Annotated in this window: 21 protein-coding genes and 2 pseudogenes; all 23 read right to left on the bottom strand. The window is 38.4% G+C overall.

The window, feature by feature from the left end; translation table 11 throughout:
• Nucleotides 1-39 precede the first annotated feature (39 nt).
• Nucleotides 40-1,143, bottom strand: a complete 1,104-nt coding sequence (locus V3C10_10420; protein ID WVP64189.1) for a DegT/DnrJ/EryC1/StrS family aminotransferase — start codon at nucleotides 1,141-1,143, stop codon at nucleotides 40-42.
• 48 nt (nucleotides 1,144-1,191) lie between these two features.
• A complete protein-coding gene (gene rfbB, locus V3C10_10415) occupies nucleotides 1,192-2,211 on the bottom strand; it encodes a dTDP-glucose 4,6-dehydratase (GenBank protein WVP64188.1) in 1,020 nt (339 codons plus the stop codon).
• A gap of 73 nt (nucleotides 2,212-2,284) precedes the next feature.
• A complete protein-coding gene (gene rfbA / locus V3C10_10410; protein WVP64187.1) occupies nucleotides 2,285-3,184 on the bottom strand; it encodes a glucose-1-phosphate thymidylyltransferase RfbA in 900 nt (299 codons plus the stop codon).
• Nucleotides 3,185-3,398: 214 nt separating this feature from the next.
• Entirely contained in the window at nucleotides 3,399-3,935 is a 537-nt protein-coding gene (locus V3C10_10405) for a hypothetical protein (GenBank protein ID WVP64186.1), read from the bottom strand.
• Between the two features lie 90 nt (nucleotides 3,936-4,025).
• Nucleotides 4,026-5,114 carry an LCP family protein gene (locus V3C10_10400; protein ID WVP64185.1) on the bottom strand — a complete coding sequence of 363 codons (1,089 nt, stop codon included), beginning with the start codon at nucleotides 5,112-5,114 and terminating at the stop codon, nucleotides 4,026-4,028.
• 57 nt (nucleotides 5,115-5,171) lie between these two features.
• Nucleotides 5,172-5,873 (bottom strand): CpsD/CapB family tyrosine-protein kinase, encoded by a 702-nt coding sequence (locus tag V3C10_10395; protein WVP64184.1) that lies wholly within the window; start codon nucleotides 5,871-5,873, stop codon nucleotides 5,172-5,174.
• Complete coding sequence (locus V3C10_10390) at nucleotides 5,866-6,705, bottom strand: Wzz/FepE/Etk N-terminal domain-containing protein (protein ID WVP64183.1); 840 nt, start codon at nucleotides 6,703-6,705, stop codon at nucleotides 5,866-5,868. The genes V3C10_10395 and V3C10_10390 overlap by 8 nt, the downstream gene beginning before the upstream one ends.
• Before the next feature lie 171 nt (nucleotides 6,706-6,876).
• Nucleotides 6,877-7,611, bottom strand: coding sequence for a CpsB/CapC family capsule biosynthesis tyrosine phosphatase (locus V3C10_10385; GenBank protein ID WVP64182.1), 735 nt, complete (start codon nucleotides 7,609-7,611; stop codon nucleotides 6,877-6,879).
• A gap of 499 nt (nucleotides 7,612-8,110) precedes the next feature.
• Nucleotides 8,111-8,959, bottom strand: coding sequence for a tyrosine-type recombinase/integrase (locus V3C10_10380; GenBank protein WVP64181.1), 849 nt, complete (start codon nucleotides 8,957-8,959; stop codon nucleotides 8,111-8,113).
• Nucleotides 8,960-9,646: 687 nt separating this feature from the next.
• Entirely contained in the window at nucleotides 9,647-11,467 is a 1,821-nt protein-coding gene (locus V3C10_10375) for a phosphotransferase (GenBank protein ID WVP64180.1), read from the bottom strand.
• 290 nt (nucleotides 11,468-11,757) lie between these two features.
• A pseudogene (tnpA, locus tag V3C10_10370) lies at nucleotides 11,758-12,262 on the bottom strand (IS200/IS605 family transposase).
• Nucleotides 12,263-12,396: 134 nt separating this feature from the next.
• Nucleotides 12,397-13,131 carry a 2-C-methyl-D-erythritol 4-phosphate cytidylyltransferase gene (locus V3C10_10365; GenBank protein WVP64179.1) on the bottom strand — a complete coding sequence of 245 codons (735 nt, stop codon included), beginning with the start codon at nucleotides 13,129-13,131 and terminating at the stop codon, nucleotides 12,397-12,399.
• A gap of 215 nt (nucleotides 13,132-13,346) precedes the next feature.
• A complete protein-coding gene (locus V3C10_10360) occupies nucleotides 13,347-14,762 on the bottom strand; it encodes a polysaccharide biosynthesis C-terminal domain-containing protein (GenBank protein ID WVP64178.1) in 1,416 nt (471 codons plus the stop codon).
• A 131-nt stretch (nucleotides 14,763-14,893) separates the two neighbouring features.
• Nucleotides 14,894-15,321, bottom strand: a pseudogene (gene tnpA, locus V3C10_10355) (IS200/IS605 family transposase).
• Between the two features lie 134 nt (nucleotides 15,322-15,455).
• Entirely contained in the window at nucleotides 15,456-16,433 is a 978-nt protein-coding gene (locus tag V3C10_10350) for a glycosyltransferase family 2 protein (GenBank protein ID WVP64177.1), read from the bottom strand.
• Nucleotides 16,434-16,438: 5 nt separating this feature from the next.
• Complete coding sequence (locus tag V3C10_10345) at nucleotides 16,439-17,197, bottom strand: CDP-alcohol phosphatidyltransferase family protein (GenBank protein ID WVP64176.1); 759 nt, start codon at nucleotides 17,195-17,197, stop codon at nucleotides 16,439-16,441.
• Between the two features lie 24 nt (nucleotides 17,198-17,221).
• Nucleotides 17,222-17,932: a glycosyltransferase gene (locus V3C10_10340; GenBank protein ID WVP64175.1), complete on the bottom strand. Its 711-nt coding sequence runs from the start codon at nucleotides 17,930-17,932 to the stop codon at nucleotides 17,222-17,224.
• Nucleotides 17,929-19,272 (bottom strand): O-antigen polymerase, encoded by a 1,344-nt coding sequence (locus V3C10_10335; GenBank protein WVP64174.1) that lies wholly within the window; start codon nucleotides 19,270-19,272, stop codon nucleotides 17,929-17,931. The genes V3C10_10340 and V3C10_10335 overlap by 4 nt, the downstream gene beginning before the upstream one ends.
• Nucleotides 19,273-19,324: 52 nt before the next feature.
• A complete protein-coding gene (locus V3C10_10330; GenBank protein ID WVP64173.1) occupies nucleotides 19,325-20,383 on the bottom strand; it encodes a glycosyltransferase in 1,059 nt (352 codons plus the stop codon).
• A 168-nt stretch (nucleotides 20,384-20,551) separates the two neighbouring features.
• Nucleotides 20,552-21,109, bottom strand: coding sequence for a hypothetical protein (locus V3C10_10325; protein WVP64172.1), 558 nt, complete (start codon nucleotides 21,107-21,109; stop codon nucleotides 20,552-20,554).
• Between the two features lie 199 nt (nucleotides 21,110-21,308).
• Nucleotides 21,309-22,382: an LCP family protein gene (locus V3C10_10320; GenBank protein ID WVP64171.1), complete on the bottom strand. Its 1,074-nt coding sequence runs from the start codon at nucleotides 22,380-22,382 to the stop codon at nucleotides 21,309-21,311.
• Between the two features lie 109 nt (nucleotides 22,383-22,491).
• A complete protein-coding gene (locus V3C10_10315; protein ID WVP64170.1) occupies nucleotides 22,492-23,922 on the bottom strand; it encodes a sugar transferase in 1,431 nt (476 codons plus the stop codon).
• A gap of 142 nt (nucleotides 23,923-24,064) precedes the next feature.
• Nucleotides 24,065-24,793, bottom strand: a complete 729-nt coding sequence (locus V3C10_10310; GenBank protein WVP64607.1) for a CpsD/CapB family tyrosine-protein kinase — start codon at nucleotides 24,791-24,793, stop codon at nucleotides 24,065-24,067.
• Between the last annotated feature and the right edge of the window lie 36 nt (nucleotides 24,794-24,829).

Raw genomic sequence — 24,829 nt, 5'->3', positions numbered from 1 at the left:
CCCTCTTACCGTAATCCTTTTTCAGACAGTTTAAATTCGTCACTGTCTCAACGATAAAATCAAATCACAAATCCGATCGACATCCTCCATTGCCAGTTCCGCATACATAGGCAACGTCAGGATATTTTTGGAAACCCTCTCTGATACCGGTGTCTCTCCATGGGCAAATTTACCTTTATATGAGTCCAGATCGTTCGTGGCCGGATAAAAATAGCGTCTGGAGAAAACATCATTTTCACACAGTCTTTTATAAACCGCTTCACGATTTTTACCGAATTTATCTTCGTCAATGTAAAGCGGAAAATAGGAATAATTTGGTTTGATGTCTTTGTTGTACCTAATTAACGTAAGTCCGTCTATTCCATTCAGATGGCCGACATAACGCTCGTATACCATCTTCCTTTTCTCAATTTCCTTATCGACATGGCGCAGATTGCAGATTCCCATTGCGGCACGGAATTCATCCAGCTTTGCATTTCCTCCTACTTCCTCAATAATATCCTCGGCAGTAATGCCAAAATTCTTCAGACAATGCAACGGGTTTTTCAAATTTTCATCTGTGAAGGCAATCGCTCCTCCCTCAATCGTGTGGAAGACCTTTGTCGCGTGAAAGCTGAACATAGACGCATCGCCAAAATTACCGACTCCAACACCTTTATATGTAACGCCAAACGCATGTGCCGCATCATAAATCACTTTCAAATTATGCTTTTTTGCAATTTTCTCGATCGCCTCCACATCACAGATATTCCCATAAACATGCACCGGGATAATCGCCGAAGTTTTATCAGTGATCAACTCTTCAATTTTCTCCGGATCCATCGTGTAATCATCCGGCTTGATATCACAAAACACCGGCTTCAGCCCGTTTCTCACTATTGCATGAGTCGTCGAAACAAATGTATATGGGGTAGTAATCACCTCACCTGTGAGTTTTAATGCCTGAATTGCAATTTCAAGCGCCATATGGCCGTTTACAAAGAGAGATAACTCTGGAACCGATAAATACTGTTTCAGCTGATGCTGAAATCTTTTATAAACGGGTCCCATATTAGTTAACCAGTGACTGTCGAATATGGGTCTGATTTCCTCAACAAATTCATCTAATTCCGGCATTGAAGATCTCGTAACTAAAATACTCATTTGTATATCCTCCTGACTTTTCCCTTGGCAGCGGTTCCCGCTGGTATTCTATCTATCACGATACATTTTTTCATAATAATTCTGATATTCACCGGTAATGATGCATTGCCACCACTCACGGTTGTCCAGATACCACCGAATCGTTTTCTGAATACCGTCTGCAAACTTTGTTTCCGGAAACCAGCCGAGTTCGCTATTTATCTTCTCCGGATCGATCGCATACCGCATATCATGGCCTTTTCGGTCGGTCACATAAGTAATCAGACTCTCCGGTTTGCCAAGTGCCTGGCAAATCATTTTAACAATATCGATATTTCTCATTTCATTGTGTCCGCCTATGTTATATACCTCGCCGATTCTCCCCTTATGAAGGATTAAATCAATAGCCTTGCAGTGATCTTCCACATACAGCCAGTCGCGGACATTCAGCCCTTTGCCATATACCGGAAGCGGTTTATCAGCCAGCGCATTTACAATCATCAGTGGTATTAGTTTTTCCGGGAAATGAAAGGGACCGTAATTGTTGGAACAACGGCTGATGGTCACTGGCAGTCCAAATGTGCGGTGATATGCCTGAACCAGCAGGTCTGCTCCGGCCTTAGAGGCACTGTATGGGGAACTGGTATGAATCGGAGTGCTTTCAGTAAAGAACAACTCAGGCTGATCCAGAGGTAAATCACCGTAAACCTCATCGGTAGAAACCTGATGGTAGCGCACCATACCAAACTTACGGCAGGCATCCATTAAAACAGCCGTTCCTTTTATATTGGTGTCCAGGAAAACCTCAGGCTCTTCAATTGACCGGTCCACATGGCTTTCAGCAGCAAAATTGACAACCATATCCGGATGTTCCGTTTCAAACACGTTATAAACTGCATTTCTGTCACAGATATTTGTCTTATAAAAATGAAAATTTGAATTTTTCAGTGCTTCTTCCAATGTGGATAAATTTCCTGCATAGGTCAGACAATCCATGCAGACAATCTGATAGTCAGGATGCGTATTAAGCATATGGTAGATAAAATTGCTTCCAATAAAACCAGCTCCGCCGGTCACAATGATTTTCATACTCTCTTCCCTCTTCTTCCTTTGTAAAAATTCTCCCTATGTTCAACCGACGTAAATGTCTTTCATACATTTTTCATTCATAAAGAACATCGATATATTTGCCATCCAGGACATCTTTCAGATATTGACCGTACTGATTCTTTTTCATGCTCTCGTAAACGGACCACACATCGTCTCTGGAGATCCAGCCATTCAGATAGGCGATCTCTTCAAGGCAGGCAATTTTCCGGTGCTGATGACTTTCCACTGTTTTTACAAAGTTGGTTGCATCTATAAGACTTTCATGCGTGCCTGTATCCAGCCAGGTAAATCCCTGGCCCAGCAGTTCCACGTTCAAAAGCTCCGCCTCCAAATAAATCCGGTTCAAATCAGTTATTTCCAATTCTCCCCTCGCGCTCGGCTTAAGTTGTCTCGCATAGTCCACTACTCTGTTATCATAAAAATAAAGTCCTGTAACACAGTAGTTGCTTTTAGGGTGCTCCGGTTTTTCTTCAATCGAAACTGCTTTACCGGTTTGATCGAACTCAACGATACCGAACCGCTCCGGATCATCCACATAATAGCCAAATACCGTTGCCCCTTTTCCCTCTGATGCATTGCGGACCGCTTTTTTCAAACGCTTTTTCAATCCATGGCCAGCAAAAATGTTATCTCCCAGCACCATTGCTACCGAATCAGTTCCTATAAAATCCGCTCCAATCAGAAAGGCCTGAGCCAGGCCATCCGGTGACGCCTGAACAGCGTAGTCCAGATTCACGCCAAAGGCTTTTCCCTCTCCCAACAATTCCTGAAAACGGGGCGTATCCTGCGGTGTGGAAATAATCAGAATATCCCGGATCCCCGCTTCCATCAGTACCGACAAGGGATAATAAATCATCGGTTTGTCATAAATAGGAAGCAGTTGTTTGGAAGTTACTTTCGTCAACGGATAAAGGCGGGTGCCGGAGCCTCCGGCAAGAATAATCCCCTTCATAAACTTTTTTATATCCTTCCATTTTTTTCATATATATTAATTCCGCGTTATATAATTAAGCCGGTTTTTGGGTTCATACAGAATCCATTAGCATCGTTATACAGATGTGATTCTTTTAAGTAATCCCGCGAAAATTTTTCTCTTAATTCTACGTAAGGTCGGGAACCTGCCCCAAGAATAACTGGGGCAGTCCCTGAGTCTCACTTACCAAAGTTTATTTTTTATAAACAATGGTAAATGGTGTTGTTCCGCTTAAAGTAACGGAAATTTCTTTTGTTGCATAGTTGATGCTGGTTGGAGCCATCAGTTCCCATGTACGTGTTGCCTGATTGTAGTACAGAATCTGAACATCATTCAGACCTTCTACCAGGTTTGGAACATACAGGCTTAATGTGGTGGAACCGCTGACAACTGCTGCCTGCACCGGTGCTAAAGGAACATAACCAACCATATTGTTCGTTCCGATTGTGCGGTACAGAGGCTCTACGCCTGCATTGATGGTGTTAATCTTTTCGATTACATCCCAGGCAATTCCGGCATTCTCGTAAACACTACGATCTGTACTGAGCGAAACTGAACTGCCGGCAGTACCAGTTGGAGCTGAACTTGCATTCAGTTCACCACTGATCATCGACTGCGTCGAACTACTGAGCGTAGGTACGCCTTGAGACGAGCGTGAGCCTGCCAGAGCTGTAAAAGGCTGTGTCATCAGGACAGCAGCGGTTAACACTCCTACGATTTTCCTCTTCATGTCACATCACCCTTCCTTTCTTCTAATTTTTATCAATAAATAGCATTTTGCTAGTTATTGCCGTTAGGCATCCGTATCACGCTTTTCCTGTTATATTTCTTTGTAGAACAGTTCTATTATGATCCGTTTCAATTCATCCAGGTCCGGGTAAAATTCATCAAAATTGATCGTCTCTACCGCCTGGCCCGGTATTGATAAGAAATCATTTTCTCCCAGTTGCTGCTGGCTGTTTAAGACTGCCAGGCCCATATCGAGATACTGGTCTTTAGCCATATTAGTAATCATGTGTTCTTCTATATCATTGACAAGCCTTGTTATCAGTTCATTGTCCTTTCCCGCCTCTTCTTTAGCGGTTTCAAAATAGGCCTGCATATATTGTTTTTGTCGATCCATCCTGCTGAGAGCCGTCTGTGACTTCGTAATATCACGGTAACGCACAAAAATCTCTGCCTGCTTTCCGTTTAAGTGTACGGTGTTTCCTTTTTTAAGTATTGGATCCCTTACTTCCAGCCCTTCTTCTTTTACGGTAACGGTTACTCCTCCTACCGCATCATTTAAGAGAGAGATGGAACTGACGTTCATTGCCAGATATCCGTCAAGACGTATTCCAAAACATAAATCTGAGACAGCCTCCGAAAGGAGCTCGCAGCTCTTTTCCCTGCCGTCTCCATAAGCATAAGCCAGAGTCAGATGCTGGACATCTTTTCCCAGCTCATTTCTCATTAAATCAAACAAAGTAATCTCCGTCATTGTATCTCGGGGAATCATTAAAATCCTGACCGTGTCTCTGGCCATATCCTGGGCCACCAGAAAAAGGCCGTCTGCCTGTCCAGCCATTCCGGAGGCAGTTTTCTGTTCCATATCCCCTTCTGTGTCCACACCAATACAAAGAATCGCGCGGATTGAGGTGTTTCTTCTATATTTGTTTCCATCCAGTTCGATGATTTCTTTCGATGCTGTCCCTGAAGAAACGGCGGCTTCGGCCGTATTTCCGGCCTCCACCAATTTTTTCGTTTTTTTCTGCAAATAATTTTGGTTCGCAAACATTAAAAAAACGCCTGCTATACAAAATACCAATAAAACAATCGGCCACTTTTGCTTCTTTATATTCTCTGCCGGGTTCTTTTTTCTAATATCATGCAGTTCTTTTTCGGCAGATTCATCCTTCTTTTTACTCATGCTTCACTATATTCTCCCTGGCAGCTTTCTGCTGCAGTTTGTTGTATCACAAGCTATTTATGACTTGTTACTATATTCTTTTCCGTAATATTTTCCATATTTCCCATAATAGTAGTAACTGTTCTGTCTGACATCTACCTTATTCAGCACCGCGCCTAAAATCCGGCACCCGCTCTTTTCGAGCTGTCCCTTCACTTTCTGAAGAAGACGATGGCTAATCTTGCCGCTCTCAATAACCAGTATTGCACCGTCACAATTGCGTCCGATAATTGCACCATCGATCAGGTTCCCCATTGGAGGCGTATCAATTATGATGTAGTCGAAGTTTTCTCTCCCCCATCCAATTAATTTATCAAAAAGCGGTTCTGCCAACAGCTCTGCCGGATTAGGAGAGTAGGGACCGGAAAAAATCATAGTCAGATTCGGCAGATTTGTCGTATAAACTACTTCATTCAATTTTTTTTGTCCGCTGAGATATTGGGACAGGCCATCTACCCTCCGATCCAGCTGATACCGTGTTACGAGAATAGATTTACGGATGTCTGCGTCAATTAAAAGAACCTTTTTATCCAATTGAGCCAGGGACGCCGCCAAATGAAACGTAGTCTCACTCTTCCCTTCACTGGGAACCGAACTGGTAAGCATGACAACCTGGATACCTGTACCCGAAAACTGGATATTCGTACGAAGTGTTTTCATTGCCTCATTATATTGATAATCTTCTATTGCCGTTCTTTTTAAAAAGACTTCGTTATCCATTTATCTGCTCCTCCTCTTTATGTCCCTTTACTTCCTCTTTAAGTCCTTTTTCCAGGGACTTATCCCATTTTTCCTCTTCCTTTATCGTCTTTTCCTTTTTAGCTTCTTCCATTGATTTGTTTTTTTCTTTTTTCTTGCCTTTTTCCCTCTTTTTCGGTATAACAGCCAGTACAGGCATACTCAGATATCTTTCGACATCCTCTTCGCTCTTGACCGTATCGTTAAAGACAACACGAACCGCTATCAGTGCACAGATTAAAAACACTGCCAGAATTCCTCCGAGTAGTGCATTTCTCTTTATGCTGGGACTGTACGGCTCAGATGCGACCACACCATCTTCAATCATTTTCGGTGGTACCATTTCCATAATTTCTCCAATGTAGTCGGAGGCTGTGTTGGCGATGTCATCTACAATCTGTTTGGCCATATAGGGATTCTCATCCCGCACTGTTAAAGATAAAATTCTGGTATTCTGCGGGTTTTCCACAGTCAGCTTACCGGCCAGTTCCTTATAAGAATAGTCTAAATTAAGATGATTGATTACCCCCTCCATAACCGGACGGCTGCTGACCAACACCTTATAGTCCTGTGTAAGCTGACTTCCAATTTGCAGATCCGCCAGAGAAGTCAGGGTTGTTTCCTTTGATAATATGTATAACTTCGCTTCCGATTTATATTGGGGAGTTATTAAAAATGCGCTGCCGGCGCCCACAATGCCAATTCCCAGAATCAGCGCCACGATAATCAGCCATAATCTTTTTTTCAGTTCAAAAAGTAGTTCGCGCAGATCAATCTCTATCTTTTCTTTGTCTTCTGTGTACATCTTTTCCATTTCTAAAGCCCTTTTCTTCCTTAAGTTAATCTTTCTAATTTATCTTCTTACCTATTAATCTATCAATCTATCTTCTTACTTACCTTTTTAACTTATTACTTACTGTTTTTCTTATTACTTAAAGATTTTACTTACTTGCTAATTATTCTTTTATTAGGAACGTTAAATCTTTTAAATCAATTCACCGTTCAGAAGTTTTTTAGGTTGATAGTAGGTCAGCCTTTTAAACGTTTCCATTCCGCAGTCCTTTTGCAGCCATTCCACTGCTTTTTTTAGTTCCGGCGGGCGGTAATCCAGGCGATGCATGTCCGTTCCCAGCAGATGAATTTTACCTTCTTTTACTGCCCTTCTGCACCACAGCCGATCGACCGGATGACTAATCCCTGTCAAGCTGCCATAATTCATCTGCATATAAGCACCTGCCTGAATCAGTTCCTCAATGCATCCGGCTTTCCTCAAACAGGAGTATCGTTCAATATGTGCCAGTACCGGAATATATCCGGCCAGAGTAAGGTGGCGTACTGCCTTATACACATCTTTATATGAAACAGAAGTGGAAAATTCGATTAGAACATATCTGGTATTTCCCAGCGTTAAAGCCCGGCCGGACTGCAGCGCTTCCACTATTTCCTCTTGATAAAATAACTCCTCACCGGAATAAATCGTTAAATCTGAGGCAATCTCACTTGCTGCTTTTTTCACTTTTTTTAAAGTATCCAAAATCTGGCTGGCGCTCATTTTATTATGTCCTCGGATATAATGCGGCGTAGCAACCACTCCACGGACACCCTGGGCATATGCCTCCTTCAGCAGGTATCTGGTTTCTCCCAGGTACCTGGATCCATCATCTGCTTTGGGGATAATATGAGTATGGATGTCGATTATCCCTTTTATTGGCTGTAACATTGATCTGCTCCCTACATTAACAGTGTCAGGTGAAATAACATAATATTGGTATGATTTAATGGGGTAACAACATAATATAGATTATGTTGTAAAAGAAACCACATAATATAGATTATGTTGTGCGATTTTTGGATTTTGGAAATTTAAATAAATAGATATGGAATTTTTTTTGATATGGTTAAGAAAAAAGGGGAATATTGTAAATATGGGATGGTAAAAATTGTAAATATTGGATTATTTTGTAAATTATAAATATGCATTAATGAGATTAAAATAAAAAACAACATGCGATAATATTGCATTATCGAAACTTAATTGGTATAATATGGGAATTAAATGGATATTTACAAAGAAGTGATATTTAAATTTTAATAAATATTTTAGAAAATATTAACTTTCCAATAGACGTTTTAGACTTTTAGGTGTATAATACGACATAATCTATATTATGTTGTAATTAACAGTATTGTTTTAGTATTTATTCGTTCTTCCGCATTTCTTATAATAGTAATTTCATTTTATCGATTTGCCGTCTGTGCTCTTCTCCCGATGATATAATATAAATTCTTGTGGTGTTTATACTGCTGTGTCCAAGTAAATCTGCAAGCTTCGAGATGTCTTTTTCCATCTTATAGTAGGTCTTTGCAAAAAGATGGCGGAGGTTGTGGGGAAAGACTTTGTTTTCTCTCACCTGGGCTATTTCACACAGATTTTTCATTTCCCGCCATACGTTGCTTCGGTTGATGGGGTTGCCTTGCTTGGTTATGAATATAGGGCCTTGCCGGATTTGCTGCTTCTTGATATAACTTAGCAGCATCATTTTTAGTTTATGCGGGATGAATATCTGCCGGCTTTTACCTTTACAGTTGACTTCGGCTACTCCGCTTTGTGCGGCCCTGACTGTAATACATTCCAGTTCGCTGATGCGGATGCCGGTGCTGCAGATGGTTTGGATGATTAAGGATAGACGATCTTTTTGCAGGTCCTGGGCTGCTTTTATGAGACGATAGTACTCTTCTTTTGACAGTTCCTTTTCCTCCGGGCAGTAGACTCGCCGTTGTTGCTTTATTTGTTTGACTTTGCAGTCATAGAGGCCGGCGAAATCGAAATAGTGGTTGAGGGAAGCCAGCATGGAGTTTATGCTGGCGGTGGCATATTGTTGTTTTAGTTCCTCTTTGTAGGTTATGACCAGTTCCTTGGTGATGGGGCGGTCCGCGGTGTAGGTGAGAAATTTTTGGAGGTCGCGGAGGTATTTGGTGATGGTGGTGGGGGATTTTTCTTCGGTTAGCAGGTGGTGGTGATAGGTGGCTAGCGTATTAGTTATCTTAATACTGTTTATAGAATCCATTGGTTTTCATTCCTTCCTATAATGTCATACACAAAAATGGGGATATTTATAGTTTTTCGTTCAATAGACTACTAATTACAAGCAAATGAGCAGTTATGGATCCCTTTCCCCACGCAATACATAAAAATAAATAATTCCTTTTCTAAAACGACAACACTAAGTTTCCTCGTGAAGTGCGCATAAAAACATTTCACAAAACAGCAACCTCTTCATAAAGTTATTGAAAACAAAATGTCTCATCAATTAAAAGTAAGCAAGTGTATCTAATTGCATATAAACTAAACTAATTCTTTAATATAAAATTCTGGATTTAATGCATAATTTTTATGAACTAATAATTATGTCCCCAATATCTTATTGCTAATTAAATATGAAATGGTATCTTGCTATTGATACCATTTCATGACGCTTTTATAATAGCAGATATAAGGAAATTAGAAAAAATGATTTTAGCATACTACTATATAAGATAATAATGGTTAAAGTATACTTATCAGTTTTTAATACAACAGGCCAAACAAATACTTTTATGTCAACTTTTACGTATTGTATTTTGTTGTAATGTCTAAGTTTATTATGCATCTACCAAAAAGTATTGAAAGCACACTATTTTCCGTCATTTATTTATACGATTTTTCATGTAAGAAAACAAATTTTTTCAGATTCTTTTTGAATGAATGTATATTATTAATCTATGGATCCATACATTATCTCATACTTGGGTAGACACCATTTTGCGAGCTTATTAGTCTGCTTAAAGAAAAACAACATCCAATCTCGGCTACTTTCATTGATGCTTTCCTTGTAAAGTGCCCAGCCAACATAATACCAATTGTGAATCGCTGAGTACGCCATCCAATGAAGATGTTCTATCTCTGTGGCCGGACGCCCGAAATAAGACTCCAGGATATCTAGTATCTTTGGCTCATCCACTTCATACTCCAGACCGGCAATCACACGGCCAAAGTCGTATCCTGGATCATTGTAACCTGCAAATTCATAATCAATAATATCTAATGTTGTCTCCGTTAAGAGTATATTATCAATATTAATGTCATTATGACACATGGTATGCTTTATACCATCCATATCCGCATACTTCTGCAGTTTTCGGATCATTGTCCATTCTTTCTCAAAGATCTTAAAAAGATCGCCTTTTATTCTCGATGCTTCCTTAAATAGGCGCTCAGTTTGTACCAAGGGATCATAATTGAACTCTTCCCATCCGGGCATATCATAGCCTTCCTCATGGAAGGCCCGTATCTTCTTTGCCACTCGTTTCATTAGCTCTACATCCTGATAATAGATACTATGAAGGTCGATACAATTCTCACGGAATTTAGAAATCTTTGCCCCTTGCTCATCGATATAAATATAAGTATCATCAGCATGAGCCTTGGCCGCAAGTTTCTGAGCAACGCACTCATTCTTTCGATAAATAAAAAAATGCGTGCTGTCTCCTGGGTAGCGGAAAATATAATGCTCACCTCTGACCACAAAAGTAAAAAGAATATTACTGAGCCCCTTCTGAAGAACGTTTATATCAGAGATCTCATCTTCCGTGCAATTCAGCACCGAGCAGATCTTATTATTGATCCAACCGCTAACGTTTCCGAGGAACAATCCATCTATGTTCTGTATTTCCTGAATGGAGTCAAACTCAAATAAGAAGTCTGCCGAGTATTCTCGTGCATATATGTCCAGATCATCTGCATGACGAGAAATAAACTCTTCCCAAAAAAGGACCGATACCCGGAAGTCATCCATTTCCTCATCCATATAACGCACAAGTCTTCTGCTCAAATCCGTATCAATATAGGCATGGCCATATATGCACTCGCCTTTTTTTACTCCGCTGTATACCTTCAAAATACGCCCAGAAGTATTCTTCTTTACCAACAGCTCATTGCGGGCATCTTCTTTATAAACCGTCGCATGAAAAGCATTGTACTCATACTTAGAGAAAGGATTCTCTTCAAAATAATTATCGCAATTGAGGATGTAGGTTGAACTAAGATATTTCCTCGCAATGTAGAGAGAATATATATTATTTTTCTTTAAATCAGGATTAATTTCAAGATTCACGCCCCACTTGTCAACTAAAAAAAAGTACAACTCCTGCTTATAACCAATGACCACTGTAATGTCATTGATATCAACTTCCTTCAATTGTCGAATCTGCCGCTCGATTAGAGTCTCACCATTCTTCATAAAAAGCCCCTTTGGCATAGAATAGACAGACTTCGCGGAGATGTCTTCGCCACCAGCCGCCAAAATAACTGCATTCTTAACCTTCAAAGGTTCGATTTCTTTTTTTCCAAGGCTAGTAACTAACCCCTCTGCAATATAGCCCTTAACCTTCAACCCTTCTACAAGCTCCGCGACTTCATTTTGAGACTTAAACGCATAATAATGAACATTTGTGTAAACATACTTCGGAATATTATTAATCATTTTATCCGTCTTTAGCATAGTATTGATGATTTCAAATTCTTTATAACTAATCATGTATTTTTCCTTTCCACTCCTTCAGCGGACTTTTCTTTGCTTTTACATCCAAGTTAGCAAACTATATTTTCCTTATATCAGGAATTTGAGGGTGTAACCCTCATTTCAAATCACATAGGTGGAATTCACTTCCGCCGTAATGCTGAACTGCCGATTTTCAGGGGCTTTAGCCCTTGCGCGAGAAAACCGGCAGTTCTTCCTTCGGTGACTAGAATTTATGGCGTTATGCCATGAATTCTACAGAATGGCGACTTTGTCTACAGTCTGTAACCACCACTTCAAGTGGTGGTCTATGTTTGCCCCTCCAGAGGGGCATTGTTACTGCTCGCCCCAAAGGGCGGTATCGCAGGCATTTTTACTGGTCTGCTATAAAACGGTACTTCCGAAATTTTCTCTTCTTGATTCCTCGGCCTGCTCTTTTATATATTTTTGTACTGCTTCATTGGTAGTATTACCGATTGTTTCTACATAATAGCCTCTTGCCCAGAATGCCTTATCCCATTTACTTTACAATTCTGGGTGCCTATCATATACCATCAGGGTACTTTTTCCCTTTAGATATCCCATGAATGACGAAAGGCTTATTTTAGGCGGTATTGCTACACTAAGATGTACATGATCTAAACATACTGCTCCTGCAATAATTTCAACATCTTTGTATCTACATAATGTTGTGGGTATTTCCTTTACGTCTTATCGCACCTTCCCATACAATGTCTTCTTTCTATATTGGGGTATGAATACGATATGGTACTGGCATTTCCAGCGAGTGTGTGATAAACTTTTATTGTCCATTTGAACTGCCTCCTATGTTTGAGTTTGGCTTGCGGCATCATTCTCATTGAAACATAGAAGGATTCTTATTGTTATCCTCACCTTTTCCACTTACACTATTCTCCCCATCATAGCTGGAGGATTAGGACTTTCATTTACCAGTCAATCGTTTTTCCTTTGTGTGCTCTCTTGGCTTTAAGTAACAGCAACCCTTCAAATCGTTCAATATCCTCCCGCGTTGTAATCTTGAAATTATGACCGCTGCTCTTTGAAAACCAGAGACGCTTTCCAAGGGCTAAATACACAGAGGTAGTATGAGGCTCAATCTCATAGAGTATTCCTCGTCTTATTACTTCTTCATAAGCCTCAATAAGTTCTCCAAACCTAAACGTCCACGGATTTGAAAAGCCCATTATTGTCTCTCGGATAAGATTCTGTGTCGTACTATACTCATCGTCCTTAATGCATGTGCAAAGTACAGAATTCTCAGCGCTTATCCCATTACCGTGCTCTTTCGCAACGCGTATACTGTCGTTGATAATATCCGGTGTAGTAAACGGAGAAACGCCAAAAGAGAGTATCAGTAAGTCCTCTAAATAAATTTTCTCCCTTAAGTTAAAGATTCCATTCATAGTTGATTCCTGGAAGGTATCTCCACCGAGGGTAAGCCACCGGAACTTTGAAATATCATACTTATCACAAATCCACTTTACCTCGTCCACCCAATCTTTATGGCAGACTATCTCAATCGCGTCGATTTCCGGATTCATCTGGAAATTATCAAGAGTGTATGCAAGTATTGGTTTGTCCTGAACTTTGATAAACTGCTTGGGAATGTCGGAACCTACACGAGTTCCGTTACCACCTGCCAAAACTACTGCTATGTTCATGTATCTCCTTTCTGTTCGAAAAAACTTATATGGCCAAGCAAAATCAATCTATAACGCCTTTTAAAGTAGGAATTTGGTTCCATAAATTCTTTTTTCCGGCTTTGGTAAACATAATATAACTTACAATTCTAACTTTCAGCTTTTCTAGGATATTAATTCAATTCTAGTTTTTTGAATATAAATAATCAGTGGAAAAAAATAAATTGATCTAAAACTTAATGCCAACCATGTATAACAAATTTAACTATTTTTTTTAATTCTTCAAAATATATATTTAACATCAAACCTAATATCACTATTTGGATAAATAAGTATGCATGTCCAAAGCAAGCCAATACCATCTGGATAGTTATTAAAAAATATGAAATTATTTCTTTCCTAATACTATTCTTTAACTTCACATATAAAATAACTTTTTGGTAGCGTATTACCCATGTTAAAAAAAAGCCAAAGGCAGTAGCACATGCTGCCCCATAAGCACCAAATATCGGTATTAATATAAAATTTAGGAAAGTATTGATGCAAGCTCCCATTAAAGCCGTTTTTGAAATTATACTAGTTTTTCCTACTCCAAGTAAAATATTTTCACAAGATAATGAAAGTTGATTAAACATTATTGAAACAAGAAGTAGTGGAACATATTTCCATGCAGCATAAAACTCTTTAGCAAACATTATTTTAGCCAAATTTTCATTCAATATCATAATTAAAGAACAAATAAAAACCATACAAAAACTGATAGTTCCATAACTCTTTCCTAAAAATCCATCTGTATCATTTGAATCAAACTCTTTAATAGCTGATATTGAAAATGATTTCGCTATAACTTCGCCAAATGCCGCTAAAATAGATGGTATCTTACTTGCAATTGCATATATACCGACGATTGATACCCCTTTGAATATTGTTAAGATATATTTATCGGATGCATTATTAATCCACCATGAAAGTGCGCTGAATATCATAGGAATACTAAAACTGATCATATCGTTTGCTATATTCTTTGAATGATTTTTCCAAGTAAATTTTTTATAAAGCTGAGCGCCGAAAAAAATATATAAAACTCTCACCGCAGCACCAACTGAATTAGCTATTAAATAACCATTTAGTCCCCAGTGTAAAACCAATAAAAAAAGAAGATTACATCCAATTGTAAGTAATGAATTAAGTATACTACTTATCGTTATTATCTTTATCTTGTTTATCCCTCTGCAGAAATATGCCAACACATTATTTAATGATCCCGTAAAATAATTTAGACATAAAAAAAACAAAAAATATATATTAATTGTTACAATATTTATATTAACTAAGACTATCAATAAAATAATAAGTAATCCACCACCTGTTAGCGTTATTTTTACGCCTACACTTAACACATCTTCTTTGCTATAATCTTCTTTTAACGCATATCTCATTACTGCATCTTGAATTTGAAGCGTTAGAACTGGCATTAATAAAGAAACTGTGTTTGTTAACATATCCGCTGCCCCATACTCAACAGTTGATAAACAACTTGTATATAGTGGAACCATAAAAAATGTAAGTGTTTTGGGCAAAAATGTAGCAATCATAAAAAGCCCTATATTGCCAACTAAATACCTGGCCTTTTTTTTGCTATTGTAAGCCATTAATATATATTCCTCCATACAATCCAAGTTAGCAACCACCACTTCAAATAGTGGTTTATGTTTGCCCCTCCAAAGGGGCATTGTTACTGCTCACCCCAAAGGGCGGTATCGCAAGCATTTTTACTGGTCTGCTATAAAACGGTACTTCCGAAATCTTCTCTTCTTGATTCCTCGACCTGCTCTTTTATATACTTTTGTACTGCTTCATCAGTAATATTACCGATTGCTTCTACATAATAGCCTCTCGCCCAGAATGCCTTATCCCATTTACTTTGCAATTCTGGGTGCCTATCATATACCATCAGGGTACTTTTTCCCTTTAAATATCCCTTGAATGACAAAAGGCTTATTTTAGGCGGTATTGCTACACTAAGATGTTCATGAGCCAAACATACTGCTCCTGCAATAATTTCAACATCTTTGTATCTACGTAATGTTGTGAATATTTCTTTATGTCTTCTCGCACCTTTCCATACAATGTCTTCTTTCTATATTGGGGTATGAATACGATATGGTACAAGCATTTCCGGCGAGTGTGTGATAAACTTTTATTGTCCATTTGGACTGCCTCCTATGTTTGAATTTGGCTTGCGACACCATTCTCATTGAAACATAGGAAGATTTTTATTGATATCCTCACCATTTCCACCTACATTATTCTCCCCAGCATAGCTGGGGAATTGGGACTTTCATTTAATTGTTATATAATATTCTTCTCCCTATTTTATGTGCAGTACGCATTCCCAAAAAAGAGAGTATCGCTGCATATTTATTTTTAGGACGAATATAAGTATCAAAATCACTTATAACTAACTTTCTATATTTAATGATTTCTTCCCATAGTTTTTTTAGATTCTCTTGATCATTAGGTGGAACTTGCAAGAATACCTGAAAATTCAAAGCAAACGCTCTAGATGCCGCTGCTTTTTTTAACGATAAATCAAATAATGAAATATTTTCAAAGAGTTCTTTTCCAATAGTAATTGCGATCATCTTTTTATCAGAAAATTTCATTCTCACAATACTATCTTGTCTGATTCTATATGCATAAAGATTAGCATCTACTATAGCTATTTTATTTGCTAAAAAAAATGCCTTATAAACTGTAGCAACATCTTCAAATAGATATCCAAATGGAAACCTAAGTTCATTAAAAATAGATCGTTTATACAATCTATGCGGTGCACCATTTGGAATTCTTTGGTATAAAATTTTTCTTATCACTTCTTTTTGCTTTATTTCTTCTATGTTACATCTTTCCAATTTTGTTTCCAGTTCAACTTTTTTAGCTACTCCATCAATAAAACTAACCGCATTAGAACAAGTAACAATATCAGCATTCATTTTTTTTGCCGCATTATACAGAATTTCTATAAATATTGGCGAGATATAATCATCACTATCAATGAAAGAAATGAACTCTCCATTACATATATCAATTCCCGCATTTCGTGCATCTGAAAGTCCTCCATTCTTTTTATGTATCACTCTAATACGAGAATCTTGTGTTAAATAGTAGTCGCACAATTCTCCGCTTTTATCTTGAGAACCGTCATCAACCAGTATTATTTCTATATTTGCATATGTCTGTTTAATTATGCTATCAATACATGTGCTTAAATAATTCTCCACACCATATACAGGCACAATCACACTAATTAATGTATCCATATTTTTCACCTTATTGGTTTATTTATATACTTTAATGATTTTCTAGTATACAGAATTATTACTAATATACACCCTGTTAAATTATACAAAAACATGTATACAAGAATAATATCAAGAAAGTTTAAAATAGTGCATACTAATATTGCTGGCGGTAGAATACCAGCTATTCCAAATTCCATTTCTATTCTTGTTCGAATACTGGTTGACGAATCATGAGCTAATCTTTTATCCAATTCAACTGGTATTGCACCTGATTCTTGTAACTCAACAGAATTATTTTTATATTTTTGATATGTTAGACGCATTAAAAGATCTAGAATTGAAATTAAAGCTCCAAGAATTATCCACCAGTAATTATTACTTAACAAAAATAGACCTCCATTTTTAAATACATATACGCCAATTCCTATTCCTAAAAATGAAACAAGTATATAACTGCCCATAGCATCAAGAAATTCTCCAAAAGGTTGCCGTTCAACACTTCTAGCTAAATTTCCATCAATACAATCTAAGACAAGCCAACAGTTAATTAAACTTGCTCCTATTATGTTTATGCTGTGATTAGAACAAAAGTATGATATTGCTGCAAAAAATGAAATAAATAGTGAAAAAACCGTAACATAGTTCGCCTTAATTCCCAGGTTTGCGCAAAAGGCGGAACCATAAAATGATACTGGTCTATAAAATGCTCTTACAAAAATTGGATCCTTTTTTCTTTTCCATTCAGGCATGCTTTCTCTAAAATATCTCGCACTATATTTCATTTATTCCTTACCTCTTCTTTATATTTAATAAAATCTTAATAAATCTGGTCCTATTAACCTTCTTATACATCGCTTTACTCGCTTTTTTTTTGAAAGCCAAGTTGCATCAAAATAATGTATCGATAAAGTCTTGGACTCATTAATAACTAACCTACCAGTTATTTCGTCCATTGGGCATAGAACAGAGGGTTCCATTATCACTATCCCTTCCAATTGTTGTTTCAGACCATTATAAATCAGACCATGTTTTTCTAGAACTTTAGAATTCCTAACAGGACAAGATAACATATCCAATGAACCATCTCTTTTAATAAAATTAACTTTATCGTAATCTTCTATCATTTCTTTAATAATAGGATTACCCGCTTCTGAACCAAAGCCAATTCCCGTATTGACGTAACATTTTCCATCTCTACTTTTTCCTTGAAATCCCATATACGCAGAATAGTGTAAAAGAGGGGTAATGTCTTTAATTAATTCAACATCAGTATCTAAGTATATTCCTCCCTCGTTGTACACGACATCCAATCTTGCCACATCACTAACAAACGCATATTTTCCCATCTCATATGCCTCTAAAGTATAGTTTCTCTTCCGAAAGTCATAATTCGATTCATCCCATCTTTTTATTTCACAGCCAGGTAGAAAACGACTCCAACTTTCCATACATTTAATTGCAGATTTAGGAAGATCTCTCTTACCGAACCAACAGTAATGAATAATTTTAGGTATCATATTTTTCTCCTAATTGAAATAATCCCACTATCCTTCAAATAAATTCTCAAATAGTAACCAAGTGCATAAAACCCCGTTATAAAAATAATATAGCTCAATGAAATAACCTCATTATAAAAACTCTCTGAATACGAATGCATAAAAAGAGTCGCTATTAACATTGAATATAACAAAACTAAGATGCTATAAGTATTTATTTTTTTCAAAGTGATAAAACTATAAATTAACGAAAATACTATTCCCTCAATAGTTTGTAAAATAATTACACCTATCATGCCAAAATCGTTATACATACATCTAAATGCTGTATAAGTATTTCCCATAGATATTCCATTTAAATATCTAAATTCTAAATATATAGTATACTTTTCCTTAAGAATTCCTAGCTTATACAAAATTCTATTAAGAGAATAAAATGTCTCTTGCCCCCATATATTGCTCTGTGTTATTGGGTCGTTTATATACATATCTAACATTTTGACATTTCTTCCCAAATAGCCCGTTATATACTCAAGTATTCCCGTTGTGCTAGTTCTTCCCACTAATGTCCTAGTTACTGAAAAAAAGAGCAATACAAAAAGAATAGAAGCAACAATTTTAATGAAATTTTTTAATAATACCTGTTTGTTATTAAGCACTTTATTGAGAATAACCCAAATAATAAATGTTGAGATAAAAAACATAATGATATAATATCGTCCTCCCGATAAAAGAACTATGGGTATATAAATCAAACATGGTATCAATAATAATCTATTTCTTGTTTTTTTATCATCTGAATTAAGTTTATTTAAAATAAAAATGTAAATACAAAAATATGAAATCACTCTGCTAATTTTTGTCATCTGTGTTACAAAACTTGGTATCAATGTATTTGAGTTTGCATTATCTTCAAAATAATAAGACGATCTATATGACATCATAGTATCAGTAATTGTAGCGATACTTAAACCTCCTATATTTTTCACAAAATAATAAATATATAAAATCAATACTATTATTTGAATACAAATTAAAATACCAATTTTGGTTCGACTTATATCTATAGAATGTAATGCAAATCTTCTTGTCTCAATATTGTTCTTAATTAGAGTTTTTTTTTGTATATAATATGTAAAGCCATAAGCTAACTCAAAAATCACCATTCCGATTAAACATAATCCAAATGTCTTTAAGCTAATGTTAAAATCCCATCCTAACATTTTACTATGAATGATTCCTGAAATAATTGATATAATATAAGACTCACACAAGACGCAACTTGGCGAAAAAATATCTCGTGAGAAAAAGTATATTATTCCAAATAAAACTACTAATAAAAATAACAAAATGTAAATCATTATATACCTCTTCTCTAAAAACTAATATCTCTCTTATAGAACCCAGAAAAAATCATAATAATGAATTATAGAATTTTATATATTTATTTTTCATTACCTCTGTATTATATATCTCAAGCACATCTTGATATGCTTTTTCTGGTAATTCCTTGGGAAAGTTCTTAATTGCAGCTTTAATTTTAAAGGCATATTCCTCAGCGTAATTACAAACATATCCATTAATCCCATCATGAATAACACTTTTATTTCCCATAGTATTACTTACTAAAACCAACTTTTTAATAAACATATTTTCAATAAGGCTCATTGCTATTGCTTCTCCTAAACTGCAAAGAATAAACGCATCTGCCCCTTTCGCCATGGCTAGAGCATCCTTTCTCGGTTTCCATCCTGTAACTTCTATATTAGAAGCTTTTAATTCTTTTTCCAACTCTCCATTACCAATCCAAATAAACTTTGCTTCTGGAACAAGTTCAGCTATTTTATTAAAAATACATGGCTGCTTTTGTACACACACACGTCCAAGAGTAAATACAGTAAATTTTTCATTTTTTACGGCCTCTATATCATTGAGTGAATTTGCTAAATCCAGCAAATTTATACCTGTTTCTATGTATGCAGTCCTTTTACATAGTTTCTCAGCAACTTCATTTTCACTTTCACAGCAGGTTAGAGTAATAGCATTCGTTTTTCCTAACATTTTCTCTAAAATCTCGTACACTTTACTCGTTTTACTCCTCCCCATTAGAATATGTGCATATCCATGCGGAGTATAGACAACAGTATTAGTCGCCCCCCTATAAGCGAGTCGTCCCAAGCCACCTGCAATAGACGAATGTAAATGAATAATATCAGGTTTAATTTCCTGTTCAATTTTATGCAACTCTTTAATAACTTTTATAGTATTAATAAGACTTTTATTGCCAAAGTTTTTTACTTCTATCAAATGAACATTAGAATCAATAAAATCTTTATAATTCTTCGGCGTCTGTGGTCTGAGCGAATATGCCAAATAAACCTCAAAATAATCTATCATGTCGTTACAAAGTTGTGAGACATATGTAAAAACCCCTCCACCGAAAGCCTCACATACCATTAAAATTTTTTTCATGAATTAGCTCCTCACTCTAAAAACCATTCTATCTGTTACCATTAAATTATAAATTATCATTTTATCTATTTTTCCACACATATCCCCCATCCCTCCAGAACTTCCCGTCCCAGCGGAACAAGGGACACTCTCTCCAAGTTTTCCTATCTACTCCGAAGTCGTAAATCCTTACTTCTTATAAACAATCGTAAATGGAGTTGTTCCGCTTAAATTAACGGAAATTTCTTTTGTGGCATAGTTGATGCTGCTTGGTGCCATCAGTTCCCACGCCTTTGTTGCCTGATTGTAGTAAAGTACCTGAACGTCGTTCAGTCCTTCAACCAGGTTCGGCACATACAGGTTTACACTTACACCGTTTCCGGCCAGTGCTGTCTGTACTGGGGCTAAAGCTGCGTAACCGACCATATTGGTAGTTCCAATTGTACGGTACAGAGCTTCAGTTCCTGCATTGATCGTATTGATTTTCTCAATCAGATCCCAGGATAAACCAGCATCGCGAAGTGCGTTTGTATCTGTGGCAAATGACACAGAACTGTTTCCAGCGGCGCCTCCATTGTTAACAACCGGCGCTGCGCTCTGATCCAGTTTTCCTGTTTTCAGAGACTCGCTGCGAGTGCTGCTTCCGCCTGACGACGGTCTGGAGCTTACGCTTCCTGCTGCAAATGCAGTCATAGGCTGAACCATCAGAGCTGCTGCAATCAACAGGCCTACATATCGCTTTTTCATGTCTTCCACTGCTCCTTTCTTAAAAATATTTATCAATAAATAGCGGCCTTTCGGCAGCTAATTATTGTCAACTTTACTACGGCTTCCTGTTGGAAATTGCCGATATCAATTCCCCGTTGGATACGATTCAGCCGGAAATTGCCGGTTGAAAACTATCGGCCCGTAGATTACCGGATGCAGGACTAGTCTTCCCCCTCGACTAATTGGCTTCCTTATAAAACAGCTCAACCACCATCCGTTTCAGTCCCTCCAGATCCGGATGGAATTCATCAAACCGCTCCGTCTCGACCGCCTCTCCCGGCACGGTCAGAAAGTCTCCCTGGCCTACCTGCTGCTGGCTGTTCAGAAACGCAAGCCCCATATCCAGATACTGATCCTTCGCCATGTTGGTGACCATATGTTCCTCAATATCATTGACAATACGGGTAATCAGCGTATTATCCTTTGATGCCGCTTCCTTTACCCTTTTTAAATAGGCTTCCATATACTGTTTTTGACGATCCATACGGCTGATTGCCGTCTGAGCCACCGTGATATCACGGTATCGGACAAATATCTCAGCCTGTTCCCCATTCAAATGAATCTCTCTGCCCTTCACAAGTTCCGGGTCACGTTTTTCCAGCCCGTCCACCGGTATTGTGACTGTTACGCCGCCTACCTCATCATTCAAAAGGCCGATCGAACTTGTATTTCCGGCCAGATAGCCGTCAATTTTCAGCCCGAACAGGAGATCCGACACAGCCTCCTTCATCAGCTCACAGCTTTTTTCTTTACCGTCGCCATAGGCAAATGCCAGTGTCAAATGCTGGGTATCTTTTCCCAGCTCATTTCCCATCAAATCAAACAGTGTAATTTCCGTCATCGTGTCTCTGGGAATCATCAATATTTTAACCGTATCCCTGGCCATATCCTGGGCTACCAGGAAAAGTCCGTCCGCCTGTCCGGCCACGCCGGAGGCCTGATAGGATTCCATCTCCCCCTGGGTGTCAACACCGATACAAAGGATTGCCCTGATCGCAGTATTTCTGCGGTACTTCTTCCCATCCAGTTCAATGACACCATTACCCGCCCTACCTGACGCGGCCTCCAAATCATCTCCTCCAATTTCCTCGGAGATGCCTGCCTCTGCTTTTTTCTTATCAAGGTACAGGTTATAGCTAAAGTTAATAAACAGGATTGCTGCAATCAATACACACAGGGAAATAACGGCGATAAACAGCTTGCTATGCATGAACTTATTTTGTTTCTTATCCTTTTCTGTTTTCTCAACCATTGTTACTCTCCTGCTTTTACTTAATGCGCTTTAAACGAAAGACTCTCAATCGAAAAACTCTTTAAATGAAGGGCGAGCCTATCCTTTCATTTTCCTTTATACTCACCCCTCAGGTTGCCCCCCTCTGGAACAGCACCACAAATACCGTCTCAATCAGCAGCTTAATGTCCGACCAGATAGTCCAGTTATCTATGTATTCGAGATCCAGTTTGACAACTTCCTCAAAATCCGTAATCTCGCTTCTGCCTTTCACCTGCCACAAACCGGTAAGTCCCGGTTTCAGGCTCAGTCTTCTCTTATGGCGCTCCTCATACTGCATAAACTCTTCCTCTGTGGGAGGCCTTGTCCCAACCAGGCTCATATCACCCTTCAGGACATTGTAAAACTGTGGAAATTCATCAATGCTGGTCTTCCGGATAAATTTTCCTACCTTCGTTATCCTCGGATCATCTTTCATTTTGAACATCAGGCCATCCATCTCATTCTGGGCCATCAGCTCCTTTTTCCGTTCTTCAGCATCTTTATACATGGAACGAAATTTATAAATATAAAACCGGCGGCCGTTTCTGCCTATCCTGCTCTGCTTGAAAATAGGCGCTCCCGGCGATTCAAGACAAATTGCCGGAATGACAAAGATACTCAAAACACCGGTCAAAATCAGTCCGACCAGCCCGCCGGCAATATCCATCGCCCTCTTCAAAAACATTTCCGTCGGTTCAAAAATCCTTGGGCTGTAGGTCAGTACATGGTAAACGCCAAAATCTTCTACCATCTTTTCCTTATTTCCACGGATAAAACTGTTTACCGTCACATGGGTATTGATTCCCATCGTCTCCAATCTGCTGACAAACCGGCTGATTTCTTCCCTGCCCGACTCCGGAAGGCTGAGCAAAGCTTCATCAATCACCTGATGTCTGAGGAAATCTTCCAGGCTCTCCTTGCTTTCTTCCATATACGAACGGGAATCCCGATGCAATATCCGGTAGATTGCCACTCTCTCATTTTCCTCGGTTTTCTGGTTGTCCACCAGCATCAGGGCAACCGCCTCATAGTCATACATAGAAGAGGTCACGAATTTGTGCATCACTTTCAGCGCATTTTCCTTATTAGAACAGATAAACAGACGTTTTCTATTTTGAGGATTTCTGTAAAATGAAAACAGTACATTTTTGAGAAATACCCGTCCCAGATACATCCAGATTACATTGAAGAAAAACAGTACAATATAAAACGATCTCGGGAATCTTGTTCCGACTCTGCAAAGATAGAGAAGCAGCGACAGCAACAGCGCCATCTGGAAATTGATAGTTACTACAATTCGGAATTCATTCCAGTTATTCCTCCTCATCAGCCCTCTTTTGGGTGCATAAAAAAGAATAACGAGCACATAAACTACCAGGAGCATCATTCCACCAAACCAGAGTTCCTGCGAGGACTTCCCCGCCAACACAGGTTCCCTGATAATCGCCGACAATATGTAGGAAATAATGATTGCCGCTATATCCAATACCATGTAGAATGCTCTATTTTTTAAAATCATTTCATACCCTGCTCCCTTATAACTTTAAAGCTTAATCTCAGTAATTTCCTGCCGTACATACCGGAACGATACAAAAGCATGTCCTTCGCACGGTACTTCTGTTAAATAATGCCGCCAACAAGCTTCCTGAATCTTGTAGCTCTTAAACGGAAACCGTTTTGGCGTCTTTCCCCTGTTTCGAATCTTCATGGCCGTACCCATAATATTTACCGTACTTGCCATAGTAGTAATAGCTTCCCTGTTTAATATCGACTTTGTTAAGCACTGCCCCAAGGATACGGCAGCCGCTCTTTCCCAGCTGTCCCTTGACCTTCTGAAGAAGACGGTAACTGATAGCCCCGCTCTCGATAACAAGAACCGCCCCGTCACAGTGACGCGAGATAACGGCTCCGTCTATTACGCTTCCCATAGGCGGCGAATCAATCAATATGTAGTCATAGCATCCTCTTGCCCACATTACCAGCTCTCCGAACAGGTTTCCTTCGAGAAGTTCCGCCGGATTTGGTGAAAACGGACCGGAAAAAATGATATTCAGGTTTTCAATATTGGTATTGTAAATAACCTCTTCTTTTTTACTTTGGCCGCTCAGATACTGTGACAGGCCGTCCACCTGATGTTCCAGATGATACCTGGAAACCAGCACCGATTTTCTGATATCGGCGTCAATTAAGAGCACCTTTTTACCTAGCTGGGCCATGGATGCCGCCAACTGAAACGTGGTCTCACTTTTCCCTTCATTCGGCACAGAGCTGGTGAACATGATTGTATGTATGTTATTGCCCGAAAACTGGATATTGGTCCTGAGCGTTTTCATCGCCTCTTCATACTGATAATCGTTTACTTCAAATCCTTTCAGAACCAGTTCTCCCATACCGCTCTCTCCGGGGCTGATTAAATCCTCTATTAC

The sequence above is a fragment of the [Clostridium] symbiosum genome, from assembly GCA_036419695.1.
GTDB classification, from domain to species: domain Bacteria; phylum Bacillota; class Clostridia; order Lachnospirales; family Lachnospiraceae; genus Otoolea; species Otoolea symbiosa_A.
Note: the sequence above shows the minus strand (reverse complement) of the source record. Positions and strands in the feature narration are given on the sequence as shown.

Bases quoted from the DNA above. Each gene is read 5' to 3' on its own strand.
- V3C10_10420 (WVP64189.1), bottom strand. From the start codon at position 1,143: ATGAGTATTTTAGTTACGAGATCTTCAATGCCGGAATTAGATGAATTT.
- rfbB (WVP64188.1), bottom strand. From the start codon at position 2,211: ATGAAAATCATTGTGACCGGCGGAGCTGGTTTTATTGGAAGCAATTTT.
- rfbA (WVP64187.1), bottom strand. From the start codon at position 3,184: ATGAAGGGGATTATTCTTGCCGGAGGCTCCGGCACCCGCCTTTATCCG.
- V3C10_10405 (WVP64186.1), bottom strand. From the start codon at position 3,935: ATGAAGAGGAAAATCGTAGGAGTGTTAACCGCTGCTGTCCTGATGACA.
- V3C10_10400 (WVP64185.1), bottom strand. From the start codon at position 5,114: ATGAGTAAAAAGAAGGATGAATCTGCCGAAAAAGAACTGCATGATATT.
- V3C10_10395 (WVP64184.1), bottom strand. From the start codon at position 5,873: ATGGATAACGAAGTCTTTTTAAAAAGAACGGCAATAGAAGATTATCAA.
- V3C10_10390 (WVP64183.1), bottom strand. From the start codon at position 6,705: ATGGAAAAGATGTACACAGAAGACAAAGAAAAGATAGAGATTGATCTG.
- V3C10_10385 (WVP64182.1), bottom strand. From the start codon at position 7,611: ATGTTACAGCCAATAAAAGGGATAATCGACATCCATACTCATATTATC.
- V3C10_10380 (WVP64181.1), bottom strand. From the start codon at position 8,959: ATGGATTCTATAAACAGTATTAAGATAACTAATACGCTAGCCACCTAT.
- V3C10_10375 (WVP64180.1), bottom strand. From the start codon at position 11,467: ATGATTAGTTATAAAGAATTTGAAATCATCAATACTATGCTAAAGACG.
- V3C10_10365 (WVP64179.1), bottom strand. From the start codon at position 13,131: ATGAACATAGCAGTAGTTTTGGCAGGTGGTAACGGAACTCGTGTAGGT.
- V3C10_10360 (WVP64178.1), bottom strand. From the start codon at position 14,762: ATGGCTTACAATAGCAAAAAAAAGGCCAGGTATTTAGTTGGCAATATA.
- V3C10_10350 (WVP64177.1), bottom strand. From the start codon at position 16,433: ATGGATACATTAATTAGTGTGATTGTGCCTGTATATGGTGTGGAGAAT.
- V3C10_10345 (WVP64176.1), bottom strand. From the start codon at position 17,197: ATGAAATATAGTGCGAGATATTTTAGAGAAAGCATGCCTGAATGGAAA.
- V3C10_10340 (WVP64175.1), bottom strand. From the start codon at position 17,932: ATGATACCTAAAATTATTCATTACTGTTGGTTCGGTAAGAGAGATCTT.
- V3C10_10335 (WVP64174.1), bottom strand. From the start codon at position 19,272: ATGATTTACATTTTGTTATTTTTATTAGTAGTTTTATTTGGAATAATA.
- V3C10_10330 (WVP64173.1), bottom strand. From the start codon at position 20,383: ATGAAAAAAATTTTAATGGTATGTGAGGCTTTCGGTGGAGGGGTTTTT.
- V3C10_10325 (WVP64172.1), bottom strand. From the start codon at position 21,109: ATGAAAAAGCGATATGTAGGCCTGTTGATTGCAGCAGCTCTGATGGTT.
- V3C10_10320 (WVP64171.1), bottom strand. From the start codon at position 22,382: ATGGTTGAGAAAACAGAAAAGGATAAGAAACAAAATAAGTTCATGCAT.
- V3C10_10315 (WVP64170.1), bottom strand. From the start codon at position 23,922: ATGATTTTAAAAAATAGAGCATTCTACATGGTATTGGATATAGCGGCA.
- V3C10_10310 (WVP64607.1), bottom strand. From the start codon at position 24,793: ATGGGAGAACTGGTTCTGAAAGGATTTGAAGTAAACGATTATCAGTAT.